The organism is Streptomyces sp. Y1, assembly GCF_041053115.1.
GTDB classification, from domain to species: Bacteria; Actinomycetota; Actinomycetes; order Streptomycetales; family Streptomycetaceae; genus Kitasatospora; species Kitasatospora rubellomurina.
In genome coordinates this window covers 7,001,042-7,016,064 of the sequence record NZ_CP163445.1, presented here as the reverse complement: position 1 = coordinate 7,016,064, position 15,023 = coordinate 7,001,042, and the positions used below count along the sequence as shown (strand labels likewise).

Genomic DNA, 15,023 nt, shown 5'->3' with positions numbered 1-15,023 from the left:
TGCGATGGCCCTGCGTAACATGGTTCGCTTGGTCAAGGAATCTCCCAGTCCGAAGATGGATGATGCGCTAACCGTTCACCTGGTGTCGGGGGACAGTCAACCCCATGTACGCCACCGACCACACGAGCTATGCTAGCTAACCACCCGTCACAGGGGTTGGCAAGGAGATTCGAAGGCGGCCGGAGTCCGGCCCTGTATCATCCGCGGCCCGTTATGTCCGATTCCGCTGATCTTGCCTTGCTATCGGCACCGGTATCCAAGTTGTCCCTCAAGGAGGATTCCGCAAGATGCGCAACGACTTAGTGCTCGAGGACACCACTCTGCGCGACGGGGAACAGACCCCGGGCGTGGCGTTCTCGAAGGAAACGAAGACGGCGATCCTCAACGCGCTCATCGAGGCCGGGGTGACGTCGATCGAGATCGGCATCCCCGCCATGGGCGGCGAGGAACTGGACTTCATCAAGTCCGTCGTCGACCGGCAGGACGAAGCCCGCCTGGTGGTGTGGCACCGTGGTGTCCGCGAGGACGTCGAACGCTCCCTCGACCTGGGCTTCACGTCCGTCCACGTCGGCCTGCCGACCTCGGCCGGCCACCTCAAGGCCAGCGTGCGCAAGGACCGCACCTGGCTCCTCGCGACGGCCCGCGACATGGTCAAGATGGCCAAGGACCGGGGCGCGTTCGTCTCGATCAGCGCCGAGGACATCGCCCGGACCGAGATCTCCTTCCTGCAGGAGTACGCCGGGGTGGTCGCCGAGGCCGGCGCGGACCGCCTCCGGCTCTCCGACACCGTGGGCCTGCTCGGCCCGGAGGCCTACGGCGAGCGGGTCGCCGCGGTGCTGAGCGCGGCCGACATCGACGTGCAGTGCCACGCGCACAACGACTTCGGCCTGGCCACCGCCAACACGCTGGCCGGCCTCAAGGCCGGGGCGCGGTACTTCCACGTCACCGTGAACGCCATCGGCGAGCGGGCCGGCATGGCCGACCTCGCGCAGGTCGTGGTCGCCCTGAAGAAGCTGTACGACCGCGACCTGGGCATCGACCTGACCAAGCTGAAGAAGGTCAGCCGGCTGGTGGCGGAGGCGGCCGGCCACCAGGTCCTCCCCTGGCAGCCGATCACCGGCGACAACGTGTTCGCGCACGAGTCGGGGATCCACGCCAACGGCATGTTCCGCGACACCTCCTCCTTCGAGCCCTTCCCGCCGGAGCACGTCGGCGGCGAGCGCCGGTACGTGCTCGGCAAGCACTCCGGCCGGGCGCTGGTCGCCTGGGCGCTGGAGCAGGAGGGCATCACCCCGCGCGAGGAGCTGCTGCCGCACTGCCTGGAGGAGGTCCGGGCCCTGTCGATCAGGATCGGCGGCGCCGTCTCGCACGAGCAGCTCGTCGAGATCTACAACAAGGCCGCCGCCTGACCTTGTTGACGACCGGTCAGGACCGGGCGGGGCCCTCGGCCCGGAGCGACTTCCGGGCCGTGGTCACCGCCTGGTCCCAACCGATCGGGCCGCCGTCCCGGCGCACGAGTTCGGCCGCCGCTCGGCGCAGGGCGCGGCCGGCCGGCGGCAGGCGCAGGTGCTCGGCGAGCGCCGCGCCTGCCGCCAGCGTCGAGGCGAGCCGGCGGACCCGCCACCGTTCGGGGTCCGCGTCCGGGGCACTGGTGTCCAGGGCGGGGTCGTGGCCGAACAGCGGCCGGCCGGCCGGGTCGTAGGTGGTGCAGACGCCGAGCTGGTCGGTGGTCATCTGGCCGGCCAGCGCGGCGGCGAGCAGATCGGCGAACGAGCTGTGCGTGAGGATCGCCCGGTAGTCGACCGGGTTCCGGACCAACTCGGCGGCCATGTGATCGATGATCAGGCTCCGCCAGGCGATCCCGGCCGCACCGGCGAGGCTCTCCAGGGTCTCGGCCGCGGTCAGTGCGAAAAGCCCGTCGGTGTGTTTGATCGAATTCCCCTTGTGCGCCACCACGAGGTCGTCGACATCCAGTCGGCGGCACATTCCGACCGCCGTCCGGACGAACTCGGAAACCCGGTCCGGAGCGATCGCCTGAATTCCCAGGGCGGCCTGCTCCGGTATCTCCCGGGGCCCGAGTTCGGCAGCCGTCTTGACCAGCGCGAGCTGTTCTCCGGAATTGCTCTCGAATTCCATCCCGGTATCGCTCATGTCGAGCTCGTAGCGGAACAGGAGGACGTTCACGGTGCCATCGGAACGCACCAGGGGGCCGCGGCGCTCGATCACGCTGAACGTCCCGCCCCAGGCGCGCCGGGCGGCGCGGGCCAGACCGTACGCCGACGCCCCCGGCTCGGCGAAGGGCGGCAGCAGGCCTGCCTCCGGCTTCCGCCCTCCGTCCCCGTCCGGCGCCTGACCGGCGACGATCCGCCAGTTCGCGGTCAGGCCGGCCGACTCCAGCAGCTCCAGGGCGGCCGGCAGCACGCTGGCCTCCGGGCGCGGCGAGTCGCTCCGGACGGCGACGTCCGGGTACTGGGAAACAGTCATCTCACCCTCGATTTCGTTGAAGATCCGAAGAGAAAAAGAGACTCAGACATGCGCGACCTGTTACGGGACCTGCGGCTGCCCGACCGGAACGCCCGCTACGTCAGTCTGGCGGCCGCGGAAGAAATGGGGCTGGTCGGCATATCCAGCGCACCGCGCAGCCTCCGGGTGCTGGTGGAGAATACCCTACGGGCGGCGGCCGCAGCAAAGGCCGGGAGTGCCGGGGATTCGCTTCGTCAGGCCGTTCTGTCGGCGAACTCCCTGATAGCGGCGGCCACCGCGAACGGCCCGGTCAGCGAGGTCGAATTCCGGCCCACCCGACTCGTCCTGCAGGACCATTCGGGAATTCCGGTGCTGGCGGATCTGGCCTCGCTGCGGTCCATCATGGCGGACCGCGGTCTCGATCCGCGGCTGGCCCGGCCCGCGCTCCCGGTCGACCTGGTGGTGGACCACTCGGTGGAGGTGGCCAGCTGGGCGCGGCCCGACGCGCTCTCGCTGAACATGCGCCGTGAGTACGAACTCAACGGCGAGCGCTACCGGTTCCTGCGCTGGGCCCAGCAGGAGATCAGCGGCCTGCGGGTGGTGCCGCCCGGGCGGGGCATCGTGCACCAGATGCACCTGGAGCACCTGGCCCGGGTCGTGCTGCCGGACGGCGACGGGCTGATCGCCCCGGACACCGTCCTCGGCACCGACTCCCACACGCCGATGGTCGGCGCGCTCGGCGTGCTCGGCTGGGGCGTCGGCGGCATCGAGGCCGAGACCGTGCTGCTGGGCCACTCGGTCTCGCTGCTCAGCCCGCAGGTGATCGGGGTCCGGCTGACCGGCGAGCTCCCGGTCGGCAGCACCGCGACCGACCTCGCGCTCACCATGACCGAGTTCCTGCGCAACGTCGGCGTGGTCGGCCGGTTCGTCGAGTTCTTCGGGCCGGGCGTCTGCGCGCTCTCCGTCCCCGACCGGGCCACCCTGTCCAACATGGCGCCCGAGTACGGCTGCACGGTGGCCTTCTTCCCGGTCGACGACACCACCCTGCGCTACCTCGAACTGACCGGGCGCGGCGCCGAGGAGATCCGGCTGGTCGAGGCGTACTGCAAGGAGCAGGGCCTGTTCGCGGGCGCCGACGCGTCGGCCGACCCGGAGTTCGCCCGGGTGCTCGACTTCGACCTGTCCGCCGTGGAGCCGAGCGCGGCCGGGCCGCGGCGGCCGCAGGACCGGCTGCCGCTCGGCACCGTCCCGGCCAGCTTCCCCGAGCCGTCCGGGGCCGCGCTCGCCGGGGCCGCCGAGGGCCGGCGCGAGCTCGCGGACGGCGCCGTCGCCATCGCGGCGATCACCAGCTGCACCAACACCGCCAACCCGCACTCGATGGTGACCGCCGGTCTGGTGGCCAGGAAGGCCGTGCAGCGCGGCCTGGCCGTCCCGTCCTGGGTGAAGACCAGTCTGGCGCCGGGCTCGCGTGCCGTCGTCCACTACCTGGAGGCGGCCGGCCTGCTCCCCGACCTGGAGAAGCTGGGCTTCTCGGTGGCGGGTTTCGGGTGCACCACCTGCATCGGGAACTCGGGCGGCCTCGCCCCGGAGGCCGAGGATCGGGCCCGCACCGAAGGCGTCCGGCTGGCGGCGGTGCTCTCCGGCAACCGCAACTTCGAGGGCCGGATCCACCCGGACGTCGCGGCGGCCTACCTGGCCTCGCCGGCCCTGGTGGTCGCGTACGCCCTCGCCGGGACGGTGCTCACCGACCTGACCGCCCGGCCCGTCGGCACCGACCCGGACGGCGCCGAGGTCTTCCTCGCGGACCTGTGGCCCACGCCCGAGGAGATCGACGCGGCGGTCGGGCTCGTCGCCCGGGAGCACTTCGCGTCGGAGAAGGAGTCGCTGTTCACCGGCGGCCCCGAATGGACGTCCCTGGAGCACCCCTCCGGCCCGGTGTACGACTGGCCGGCCGAGTCCGACTACCTGCTGCGCTCCCCGTTCTTCGACGGGCTGACGCACGCGCCGCTGTCCGACCTGTCCGGGGCCCGCGTCCTGGTGCTCACCGGCGACTCCACCACGACGGACCACATCTCCCCGGCCGGCGCCATCGGGGCCGACTCGCCCGCCGGGCGCTACCTGCGGGCGCTCGGCGTGGAGCCGGCGCTGTTCAACTCCTACGGCTGCCGGCGCGGCAACCACGAGGTGCTGGTCCGGGGGACCTTCGCCAACCCGAAGTTCCGCAACCTGCTCACCCCCGACGTCCAGGGCAGCAGCACCCTGCACGTCCCCACCGGCGAGCGGATGAGCGTCCACGAGGCCGCGCTCGCCTACGCCGCCGAGCAGGTCCCGGTCGTGGTCGTCGGCGGCAGGGACTACGGCTTCGGCAGCTCCCGGGACTGGGCCGCCAAGGGCCCGGCGCTGCTGGGCGTCCGGGCGGTGCTCGCGAAGAGCTTCGAGCGGATCCACCGCAGCAACCTGATCGGGATGGGCATCGTCCCGCTGGAGTTCCTGCCCGACCAGGACGCCGGGACGCTCGGCCTCACCGGGCACGAGGCCCTGGACGTGATCGGGCTGGACGGGCTGGTGCCGCGCGGCACCGTGACCGTCCGGGCCCGCTCCGCCGAGGGCGAGCCGGTGGCCGAATGGCGGATGCTGGCCCGGGTGGACACCGCGGGCGAGCTGGAGTACGTCCGCCGCGGCGGGTTCCTGCGCTCGGTGGCGTCGGACCTGCTCGACGCCGAGGCCTGACCGTCCGCCCCTGGACGCGGCCGGAGCGCCGGGCCTCCGGTGCTCCGGCCGCGTCCGGGCCGACGAACCACCCGACACCACCCACCGGGCGGCGCCCCGCGCGCACCGGTGGTCAGCACTTCGTGGAGTAGACAGATGACGACTATCTGGGACGTCGTACGCCGGCAGGCCGAGCGGGACCCGGCCGCGGTCGCGGTCCAGCGCGGCGACGAGCTCACGTCCTACCGGGAACTGACCGGCCTCGCCGTGGAGTTGAGCGACGCGATCGCGACCAGGACCGGCCCGGGCGCCCTGCTGGCCCTGGACGCGGTCGACGGTTTCGCCGGGGCGGTGGCCTTCCTGGCCGCGGCCCGGGCCGGCTGCGCCGTCCTGCCGCTCAACCAGGAGAGCCCGGCCGCCCACCGCGCGGCCGTGCTCCGCGACGCGCGACCGGCGCTGACGGTCCGTCACCTCGACGGCCACGGCTTCACGCTGGCCGCACCCGAGCCCGACCCCGGCACCCCGCCCAGGTCGGTGGACGGGGTCGCCTACGTGATGTACACCTCGGGATCGACCGGCACCCCGAAGGGCGTCGCCGTCTCCCACACCGCGCTGCTGGACCGGCTCGCCGGCCTGGCGCAGCTGCCGGGGCTGGCGGCCGGCGAGTCCGTCGTCTCGATGACGGCCCTGTCGTTCGACATCTCGCTCGCCGAGATCCTGCTGCCGCTGACGGTGGGGGCCCGCCTGCTCGTCGCTCCCCCGATGGCCCGGGTGGACCCGGAGGCCTTCATCGCCTTCCTCGCCGGCCACCGGCCGGACGTCGTCCAGGCCACGCCCTCGTTCTGGCGGCTCGCGCTGGCCGGGGGCTGGCCCGGCTCCCCGGCCAGCCGGCTGTGGTCCGGCGGCGAGGCCCTCTCCCCCGCGCTCGCCGCGGACCTGCTCCCGGCCGGCCGCGAGCTGTGGAACCTCTACGGCCCGACCGAGGCCACGATCTGGGCGACCGCGGCCCTGGTGAAGGAGCCGGAGGCGGTCTCCCTGGGCGATCCGCTGCCCGGCACGTCCCTGCTGCTCGCGGCGGAGGACGGGCCGGACGGCGAGCCCGGCGCCGAGCTCCGCGAGCCGGGGCAGGAGGGCGAAGTCCTGCTGCTGGGCGCGGGGTTGGCGGACGGCTACCTCGACCGGGACGACCTCACCCGGCGGGCCTTCCAGTGGCGCGACACACCGGCCGGCGAGCAGCGTGCCTACCGCACCGGGGACCGGGCCCGGTACCGGGCGGACGGCTCCCTGGAGTACCTCGGCCGCACCGACGGCCAGGTCAAGCTGCGCGGTCACCGGATCGAACTCGGCGAGATCGAGGCGGCGTTGGAGCGGCACCCGGCGGTGAGCCAGGCCGCCGTGGTGCTGCGCGACGGCGGACTCCCGTCGGTGCACGTCGCGGCGTTCCTGGTCACGACGGCCGAGGTGGACGGGCGCGAGCTCCGGCGCTGGCTCCGCGACCAGCTGCCGCCGAGCCACCACCCCCGGTCGATGACGGTCCGGGACTCCCTGCCGCGCACGGTGGCGGGCAAGGTCGACCGGGTGCGGCTGGCCACCGAATGACCGCCGAACGACCACGGACGACAGGGCGAGAGCAGAGGGGAACACGATGAACGACCCAGTGGGACGGGCGACCCGCGCCGGGGGCGGGGGCGAGCGGCTGCTCGTCGTCGGCTGGCGCACGCTCACCACCGCGCACCTGGAGGATCTCGGGTGCGAGGTGACGTGGGTGATGCAGCCGTCCGAGGTGGCGGCGGCCCGGCAGAGCGGCTTCACCGGCCGGATCGTCACGGTGACGGACCACACCAGCGTCGAGCAGCTGCTCGCCGCGCTGGCCCGGCACGGGCTCACGCCCGAGGCGTTCACCGCCGTCGGCACCGACCACGAGTTCGCCCTCGTGGCCACGGCGGCCGTGACCGCGCTGAGCGGGGTCCGGGGGGTCGACCCGCGCACCGCCGTGCTGCTGCGCGACAAGTACGCGCAGAAGCAGGCCCTGCGGGCCGCCGGTGTCCACGCCGCGGACGCCGCGGTCGTCGACGACCTGGCCGAGCTGCTCGAACCGCCGCTGCCGTTCCCGGTGGTGGTCAAGCCCCTGCTCGGCGCCTCCACCCAGGACACCTGGGCGCTGCGGGAGCGGGCCGACGTGGAGGCGCTGCTCAAGGAGCGCGGAGAGCGGCGCTGGGGCCCGTGGTGCGTCGAGGAGTTCATGCCGGGCCGGGAACTGGAGATGGACGGTGTCGTCCGCGACGGCGAGGTCGTGTCGCTCACCGTGTCCCGCTACCTGGCCAACCTCATCGCGCTCAAGGACGGGGCGCTGGTCGGGGCGCTCCACCTGGACCGGGCCGAGCACCCGCGCGTGTACGCGCAGGCCGAGGCGCTGGTGAGCCGCGCCCTCGACGTGCTGGGGCACCGGGACGGCGTGTTCCACCTGGAGGCCTTCGACCAGGGCGACCGGCTGGCGTTCAGCGAGTGCGGGGGCCGCACCGGCGGCGGCCTGGTCCGCGAGGCGCTGGAGGCCAAGAACGGCCTGGCGCTGATGCGGGAGTGGGCCAGGGCCCTGGCCGGCCTCCCGTTCGCCGGGCCGGCCGGGCCGCACAGCGAGCTCTGCTACGGCTGGGTGCAGCTGCCCGCGCCGCTCGGCCGGGTGGAGAGCGCGCCGACCGCCGCCGAGCTGCTGGAGCTGGAGGGCGTCGTCCGGGCCACCGTCGACATCGCACCGGGCCGGGAGATGGCCGACCTCACCACGGGGAGCCACATCCGGGGCGGGCGGGTCCTGGTGGGGGCGCCGACCGAGCAGGACACGGAGCGCTGCCTGTACCAGGCCGCGGCCTGGTTCGCCGACCGGGTCGTGGTCGCCCCCCGGGGCTGACCGGAGCGGTGGCGGGCGGGCCGGGGTCCGCCCGCCACCGGCCCGCCCGCCACCGGCCGGGCCGGGCTCAGAAATCCTGCGACAGGTGCCGCGTGATGCTTTCCTGGAAAGGCTCGTGCATCAGGATGGGAAGGGTGCTGCGCACATCGAAGGTCTCGGCCTGCGCATTCGGCAGGAGCGCCTTCCAGTGCGGCTCGAAATGCGGCTCCCCGGTCTTGGTCTGGAACACCACCGCGCGCCCGTCGAACGGCCGCGGCTCATTCCTGGCCTGGGCGAAGGCAATGGCCGCCCACACCGCCTGGAACCACAGCAGATCGGCCGGGTCCTCGTGGTCGTCGTAGTACGCGACGTCCGGCTCCTGGAGTTTCCGCAGCACTTCCGGTGCGGATTCGACGAGGTTCGCCACGCCGAACCGCTCCTTGAGGTAGGCGATGCGCAACCGGTAGAGGTCCTCCAGTCCGTCGCCGGGCGAAAGGTCCGAGGGAACCGTCGACGGAATGGTGTTGACGAAGGCCGTGAAGGCGACCTGCCGGCCCGTCGCGGCCAGCCGGCGGGCCATCTCCAGGGCGATCATCCCGCCGTTGCACAGGCCGCCGAGCAGGTACGGGCCGGTCGGCTGGATCTCCAGGAGCTCCGCGAGGTAGCCCTCGGCGAGCTCGCCGATCGAGGTCTGCACCCGCTCGCGGCGCACCAGCGCCGGGTGCTGGAAGCCGTAGAGCGGCCGGCCCGCGCGGATCCGGTCGGCCAACGGCCGGAGGTAGCCGATGTTTCCGGTGCCCCAGTGGACCCAGAAGAACGGCTCCCGCTCGCCGGCCGCGAGCTGGACGGCGGCGGCGGGGCGCTGCCCGCTCCACGGGCTGACCGCCCCGGCCCACAGGGACGCGAAGGAGGGCTCACCGGCCGGCCCGCTCGGCCGGCCGCCGGCCAGGAAGTCGACGAGCTCCGCGAACGTCCGGTTCTCGAAGACGTCCGTGACCGTGAGGTGGAGGCCGTGCTCGCGCAGCCCGTTGACCATCTGGAGCGCCAGGAAGGAGTAGCCGCCCAGGTCGAAGAAGTCGTCCCCGGAATCGAAGTCGACGTCGAGCAGGTCCTCCCAGGTCCGCCGGAGAACCTCCTCCACGCTTTCCCGTGATCCGTCCGCCACCCGCACAGAATCGACCGACATCGCCCCTCCTCGTCGAAGAATCCGGCCTACTCGCCCAACATAACACCCCGCCCGCCGGGCCGGACCGATGAATTTCGGGCGGGCGGCGGCGCCGTTTTTACCGGACTTACAGTTCGCATACGATTTTCCATGCCATTCCCGCACCTTGACCCGGTTTGCGCGGAATTCCCGGGACAGGCCCGTCGAAACGCTTGTATGCTCCGGATGGCCGACCGCGGAATTCGCGCGGTGCGGCCGAACGCGACGGCGCGAGGAAAGGATGTGGCCGTGTCGAGGCAAGACGTGGCGGTCGACCAGGAGGTCCTCTCCCTGGTGCTGGAGGCCTTCTCGGACGTCCTGGAGGAGGACGACCTGCCCGAGGACGTCCCCTTCACCGTCCTGGGCGGCTCCTCCCTGGACGGCACGCTGGTGTGCGCACGGGTCGGCAACGAGCTGGGCTTCCCCGTCCCGCTCTCCCTGCTGGCCTCGCACCCCACGGCGCAGGGCTTCGCGACGGCGCTGACCCTGGACCTGGCCCTGGACCGGGCACGGGCCGCCGAGGAGCAGCCGGCCGTGCCGGAGCCCGCGGCGGAGCCCGGGCCGGCGACGGTCCGGCTCACCCCGATGCAGACCAGCTTCCTGACCCAGCACCTGATGGACCCGGCCGACCACTCGCCCCACCTGCTGTTCACCTGGACCCTCACCGGCCCGCTCGACCGGCCGGCCCTGCGGGCCGCCCTGCAGGACGTCCACCACCGCCACGACCCGCTGAACAGCCGCTACCTGGCGCGCCGACAGGCGGTGGCGGAGCCCGGTGCGGCGGCCGAGGTGGAGCTCCTGGAGCTGCCGGAGGCCACGACCGGGGCCGCGGCCCTGGACAGCACGCGGACGGCGCTCAGCGGGGGGCTCGACCTCGCCGCCGGCCGGGTCTGGCGGGTCGCGCTGGCCCGCGCGGCCGACACCGGCGACCACGTCCTGCGGGTCCTGGCCCACCACATCGCCTTCGACGGCTGGTCCGAGTCCGTCCTGGCCGCCGACCTCGGCGCCAGCTACGACGCCCGGCTGCGGGGGCGGCGAGCCGAGCTGCCGCCGGTCGCCGGCGCGGCCGCGCGGGCCGGGCTCCGCGAACGCCAGGAACGGTTACGGCAGGCCGAGTTGGAGCGGCAGCTGGCCTTCTGGAAGCAGACCCTGGCCGGGACGCCCGAGCTGGTGTTCCCCGCCGCGGACGGCTCCGGGCAGGCCCGCTTCACCACCACCCTCGACGACGGCGAACTCGCCGCCGTCGACGCCCTCGCGGCCCGCCACGGCGTCACCCGGTTCGCGGTGCTGCTCACCGTCTACGACCGGGCGCTCGCCGGAACCACCGGGCAGCGGGACTACGGGGTCGGGTTCCCGGTCGCCCGCCGGTGGGACCCGGCCCTCGCCAACGTGATCGACTGCTGCGTCGACTCGCTCTGCCTGCGGATGGAGCCGGCGACGCGCTACGGCACGGTGGACCTCGGCGAGGCGCTGCGCGCCACGGCCGCCCGGCTGTCGGCCGCCTACGCCGCGACCGACGTCTCCTTCCCCGAGGTCGTCCGGTGGCTGAACCCGCCCCGGACGGGGCGCGCCCCGCTCTTCCAGAACATGTTCGCGCTCCAGGACAACGCGGTCGGCGAGCTGCGGATGCGCGACCTGGTGGCCCGCCGCGTGGTCGAGCCGTACCTCGGCCTCCCCACCGAGCTGCACACCGAGGTGACGCCCCTCGGCGAGGGCCGGCTGACGGTCTCGGTCAGCTGCGACCGGGGCCGGGTGCCCCAGGACACCGCGCGCGGCCTCTTCGACGCCTTCCTCCGCCTGACCCGGGCGCTGCCCGCATGAGTGGCGACGGCGCCGGCGAGAAGCCGTCCCCGGCCGCCCGGGTGCTGCGCGCCGTGACGGGCGGTGTGCCCGCGCCCGGCCCGGCCCGGCGGCTGGCGCTCGGCCAGCTCGTGGACTCGGTGGGCTTCGGGATCAACCTGCTGACCCTGCCGTTCTTCCTGGCCCGGGTGGTCGAACTGCCGGCCGCCCAGGTCGGCCTGGTGCTCAGCGTCGGTGGCGCGGTGGGGGTCTGGGCCGGGGTCCCGGTCGGCCACGTCGCCGACCGCCTGGGGCTGCGCCGGGTGCTGGTCTGCGCCTACCTGCTCCACGTCGTGGTCGCCGCGGTGACGCCGTTCGCCCGGTCCTTCGGCACGGCGGCCGCGGTCGTCGGCCTGACCAGCTTCTGCTTCGAAGGCTCCCGGGCGGTGCGCCACGCGGTGATCGCCCGCACCGCGGGGCCGCAACGCGCCACCTTCCGGGCCCAGTTGAGGTCGATCACCAACATCGGGGTGGCGCTGGGGTCGGTGCTCGCCGGGGTCGCGACCCAGGTCGACAGCACGCTCGCCTTCAGCCTCGCGCTCTGGGGCAAGGCGCTCTGCCTGCTGCTGGTGGCCGTCATCCAGTCCACCCTCCCGGCGTACGAGGCCCTGCCCCCGGCGGCCCCGGCCGAGGGGACCGGGGAGACACCGCGCCGGTCGGTCGCCCTGAAGGACGCCCCCTACCTGACGGTCACCGCCCTGAACGCGGTGCTGTTCATGTCGGGGCAGGTGCTCACCCTCGGCATCCCGCTCTGGATCGCGTCGCGGCACGCCGCGCCGGGCTGGATGTCCGCGGCCCTGCTGCTCGCCAACACGGTGATCGTGGTGGTGTTCCAGGTGCGGATGACCCGGGGGATCGACTCGCCGGCCGCCGCCGGCCGGGCCTGGGTGCGCTCGGGGCTGGCCCTGCTCCTCACCTGCGCCGCGCTGGCGGCCACCGACTCCGTCCCGGTCGCGGTGTCCGTCCCGCTGTTCTTCCTCGCGCTCCTGGTGTTCACGGCCGCCGAGATGTGGCACTCGGCCGGCAGCTTCGAGCTCGCCCTGGGCCTCGCCCCGCCGCACGCCGCGGCGCAGTACCAGGGCGTGTTCAACCTCGGCGAGGGCATCGCCACCGCGCTCGGCCCGGCCGCGATCGCCGGGTGCGTGACGGTGGGCGGGCCGGGCTGGATCGGCCTGGGGCTGGTCTTCGCCGCCTGCGGGCTGCTCGCCCCCGCGGCGACCGACTGGGCGCGCCGGACCAGGCACCCGGACCCGGCGCTGCCGGAGCCCGGCGCGAGCCCGGACCAGGTGAGCGCGTAGTACCCCCCGATCGACCCGACTCCCAGGCAGGAGCGCAACCCCATGGCGAACCACACCGTCGCGTCCGGCTTCTCCGTTCTGGTCAACGACCGGGGGCGGCACTGCCTCTGGCCGTCCGGCACGACCGTTCCGGACGGCTGGCACCGGGCGGCTCCCGAGGCGACCAAGGAGGAGTGCCTGGAGTACGTCCGGCGGAACTGGGCGGACATCCGCCCGGCGGGCACGGCCACGGCGGAGGACGGACACGAACCGCTGGTCCGCGTCTTCGAGCGGACCGCCGCCCGGGTTCCGGAGGCCGTCGCGGTGTTCGACGGCAAGGTGGAGCTCAGCTACCGCGAGCTGAACGCCCGGGCCAACCGGCTGGCCCGGCGGCTGATCGCCCGGGGCGCGCAGCCGGAGGAGGTCGTGGTGATCCTCCTGCCGCGCGGCCACGAGGCGATCGTGGCCCTGCTCGCCGTCCTCAAGTCCGGTGCGGCGTACGTCCCGGTCGACCCGGACTACCCCGCCGCCCGGGTGGCGTTCATGGTCCAGGACGCCGGGCCGGTCTGCGTGATCGGCCCGCGCGACACCGGTGACGGGGCCGGCGGCGCCGCGATCGCCGCCGGCCTGCTGCTGAGCGAGGACGACGGCTCCGTGCCGCTGACGGCCCGGGACCACGAGGACGTCTCCCCGGCGGAACGCGGGCGCGAACCGGCTCCCGGCGACAGCGCCTACGTCATCTACACCTCGGGCTCCACCGGCCGCCCCAAGGGCGTGGTGATCGAGCACCGCTCACTGCGGCACTACCTGGGCTGGGCGGCTCAGGCGTACCCGGCCGCCCGGGTCTCGTCCCTCCTGCACTCCTCGCTGAGCTTCGACCTCAGCGTCACCGCGCTGTTCCTCCCGCTGCTGCACGGCGGCTGCGTCCACGTGGCCGCGCTGGCCGACGACCTCACCACCCGCGAGAACCTGGCCCGCGTACCGATCGGCTTCCTCAAGGTGACCCCCAGCCACCTGGCCGTGCTGCCCCTGCTCCCGCCCGGGTTCTCCCCGTCCGGCCAGCTGGTGGTCGGCGGCGAGCAGTTGCTCGGCAGCATGCTGGCCGAGTGGCGGCAGCGGCACCCGCAGGTGACCGTCGTGAACGAGTACGGCCCCACCGAGGCGACGGTGGGCTGCACGGAGCACGCGCTCCGCCCCGGCGACCGGGTCGCCGAGGGGCCGGTGCCGATCGGCCGGGCGGCCCCGGGGGTGCGGATCCACGTGCTGGACGAGCGGCTGCGCCCGGTGGCGCCCGGCCAGGAGGGCGAGCTGTGCATCGCGGGCAGCGGTGTCGCCCGCGGGTACGCCCGGCGGCCCGACACCACCGCCGAGCGCTTCGTCGCCGACCCGTTCGGCGCGCCGGGCAGCTGGATGTACCGGTCCGGGGACCTCGCCCGGCAGCTCCCGGACGGCGGGTTCGAGTACCTCGGCCGGATGGACGACCAGGTCAAGGTGAACGGCTTCCGGATCGAGCTCGGGGAGATCGAGGCCGTCCTCGCCCGCCATCCGGGCGCGGCCCAGGTCGCGGTGGCGGTGTCCGCGGGGCGCCGCAAGGCCGGCCGGCTCGTCGCCTACGTGGTCCCCGACCCCGAGGGCCCGCGGCCGTCCCCGGCCGACCTGCGGGCACTGGCGGCCGCCGCGCTCCCCGAGCACATGGTGCCGGCCGGCTACCTGCTCCTGGAACGGCTCCCGCTCACCCCGAACGGGAAGCTGGACCGGTCGGCCCTCCCCGCCCCGGACTTCCGCCGCAGCCCCGGGATCACCGGCCTGCTCACGGACTAGGTCAGGCTGTCGCCCGGGAGAGCCGCCGGCCGGCGGCTCTCCCCGGACGGCGCTCAGATGCGGTGCCGCATCGGCACCCAGTCGGCCAGCATGATCGCCCGCTCGCCCGGGCGCGGGGCGCCGGCGTTGCGGATCGGCGCCACGTAGTGGCTGACCAGCTCGTCGGCGATGGCGTACGACTCCAGCGGCTTCTCCAGCTCGAACTCGGCGAGCAGGTCGTGCGCCGGGACGTCCTGCGGCTGCTTGCCGCGGTGGGCCGGCGTCGCGACGACGTTGTGGCCGCCCTCGGCGTTGTCCCGGTAGATCAGGTGGCAGAAGACGTACGGCTCGCCGTCCTGGTGGAGCTCGTTCGGGGAGGAGACGGCCTCCCCCTCCCCGTCCTCGACGTGCAGCTTGATCAGGTGGACGCCCACGTACAGCGGCCAGACGGCGTCGTCCTGGCTCCAGCGGGTCTGCTCGAAGTCGAACCGGATCAGGTCCAGGAGCAGCGGGTTGGCGCAGATCTCCTGGCTGATGGCGGGCAGTTCGCGCACCACGCCCACGTACTCGGGGTTGTTGTCGCCCTGGTAGTAGCCGTTCATGCCCTCGCGGGCCTGGCTCTCGGTGGCCGGCATCCAGAAGAACTCCTTCGACCACGGGAGGAAGACGCCCCGGGCGTACCGGCGGTGGCGGCCGGAGCCGGGGGCGTAGGGGTCGGCGGGGAGGTCGTCGTAGGCGGCCCGGAGCGTCCGGTAGTTCTCGTCCGCCTCGGTCAGGCCGAAGTGCTCGGCCAGGTCCCAGCGGTCGTAGCCGTTCTTCGAGAGCTCGGAGGGGGTGGTGGTCATGG

At 73.7% G+C, this 15,023-nt stretch carries 10 protein-coding genes; 7 read left to right on the top strand and 3 right to left on the bottom strand.

Annotated elements, in window-relative coordinates; genetic code table 11:
• Nucleotides 1–287 precede the first annotated feature (287 nt).
• Nucleotides 288–1,409 carry a hypothetical protein gene (locus AB2U05_RS30275; RefSeq protein ID WP_045699990.1) on the top strand — a complete coding sequence of 374 codons (1,122 nt, stop codon included), beginning with the start codon at nucleotides 288–290 and terminating at the stop codon, nucleotides 1,407–1,409.
• 16 nt (nucleotides 1,410–1,425) lie between these two features.
• Here the strand turns inward: AB2U05_RS30275 and AB2U05_RS30270 are convergent, their stop codons facing one another.
• A complete protein-coding gene (locus tag AB2U05_RS30270; RefSeq protein ID WP_369184841.1) occupies nucleotides 1,426–2,484 on the bottom strand; it encodes an isocitrate/isopropylmalate family dehydrogenase in 1,059 nt (352 codons plus the stop codon).
• A gap of 48 nt (nucleotides 2,485–2,532) precedes the next feature.
• On the opposite strand from AB2U05_RS30270, the gene acnA reads away from it, so the two are divergent.
• From acnA to AB2U05_RS30255, 3 genes are all read left to right on the top strand, one after another.
• Nucleotides 2,533–5,193 carry an aconitate hydratase AcnA gene (gene acnA, locus AB2U05_RS30265; RefSeq protein ID WP_369184840.1) on the top strand — a complete coding sequence of 887 codons (2,661 nt, stop codon included), beginning with the start codon at nucleotides 2,533–2,535 and terminating at the stop codon, nucleotides 5,191–5,193.
• Between the two features lie 135 nt (nucleotides 5,194–5,328).
• Nucleotides 5,329–6,771, top strand: a complete 1,443-nt coding sequence (locus AB2U05_RS30260; RefSeq protein WP_369184839.1) for an amino acid adenylation domain-containing protein — start codon at nucleotides 5,329–5,331, stop codon at nucleotides 6,769–6,771.
• A gap of 46 nt (nucleotides 6,772–6,817) precedes the next feature.
• Nucleotides 6,818–8,077, top strand: a complete 1,260-nt coding sequence (locus AB2U05_RS30255) for a hypothetical protein (protein ID WP_369184838.1) — start codon at nucleotides 6,818–6,820, stop codon at nucleotides 8,075–8,077.
• A gap of 67 nt (nucleotides 8,078–8,144) precedes the next feature.
• On the opposite strand, the gene AB2U05_RS30250 is transcribed toward AB2U05_RS30255, so the two are convergent.
• Nucleotides 8,145–9,197 (bottom strand): thioesterase domain-containing protein, encoded by a 1,053-nt coding sequence (locus AB2U05_RS30250; RefSeq protein ID WP_045699985.1) that lies wholly within the window; start codon nucleotides 9,195–9,197, stop codon nucleotides 8,145–8,147.
• Between the two features lie 312 nt (nucleotides 9,198–9,509).
• Here AB2U05_RS30250 and AB2U05_RS30245 point away from each other — a divergent pair, with 312 nt between their 5' ends.
• Genes AB2U05_RS30245 through AB2U05_RS30235 form a run of 3 tightly spaced genes read left to right on the top strand, consistent with a single transcriptional unit; the run spans nucleotide 9,510 to nucleotide 14,197 of the window.
• A complete protein-coding gene (locus AB2U05_RS30245; protein ID WP_369184837.1) occupies nucleotides 9,510–11,081 on the top strand; it encodes a condensation domain-containing protein in 1,572 nt (523 codons plus the stop codon).
• Nucleotides 11,078–12,397 (top strand): MFS transporter, encoded by a 1,320-nt coding sequence (locus AB2U05_RS30240; RefSeq protein ID WP_052707519.1) that lies wholly within the window; start codon nucleotides 11,078–11,080, stop codon nucleotides 12,395–12,397. Before AB2U05_RS30245 ends, AB2U05_RS30240 begins: the two co-directional genes overlap by 4 nt.
• A gap of 42 nt (nucleotides 12,398–12,439) precedes the next feature.
• Nucleotides 12,440–14,197 (top strand): amino acid adenylation domain-containing protein, encoded by a 1,758-nt coding sequence (locus AB2U05_RS30235; protein ID WP_369184836.1) that lies wholly within the window; start codon nucleotides 12,440–12,442, stop codon nucleotides 14,195–14,197.
• Nucleotides 14,198–14,250: 53 nt separating this feature from the next.
• On the opposite strand, the gene AB2U05_RS30230 is transcribed toward AB2U05_RS30235, so the two are convergent.
• Nucleotides 14,251–15,021, bottom strand: coding sequence for a 2OG-Fe dioxygenase family protein (locus AB2U05_RS30230; RefSeq protein WP_045710806.1), 771 nt, complete (start codon nucleotides 15,019–15,021; stop codon nucleotides 14,251–14,253).
• Nucleotides 15,022–15,023 lie beyond the last annotated feature (2 nt).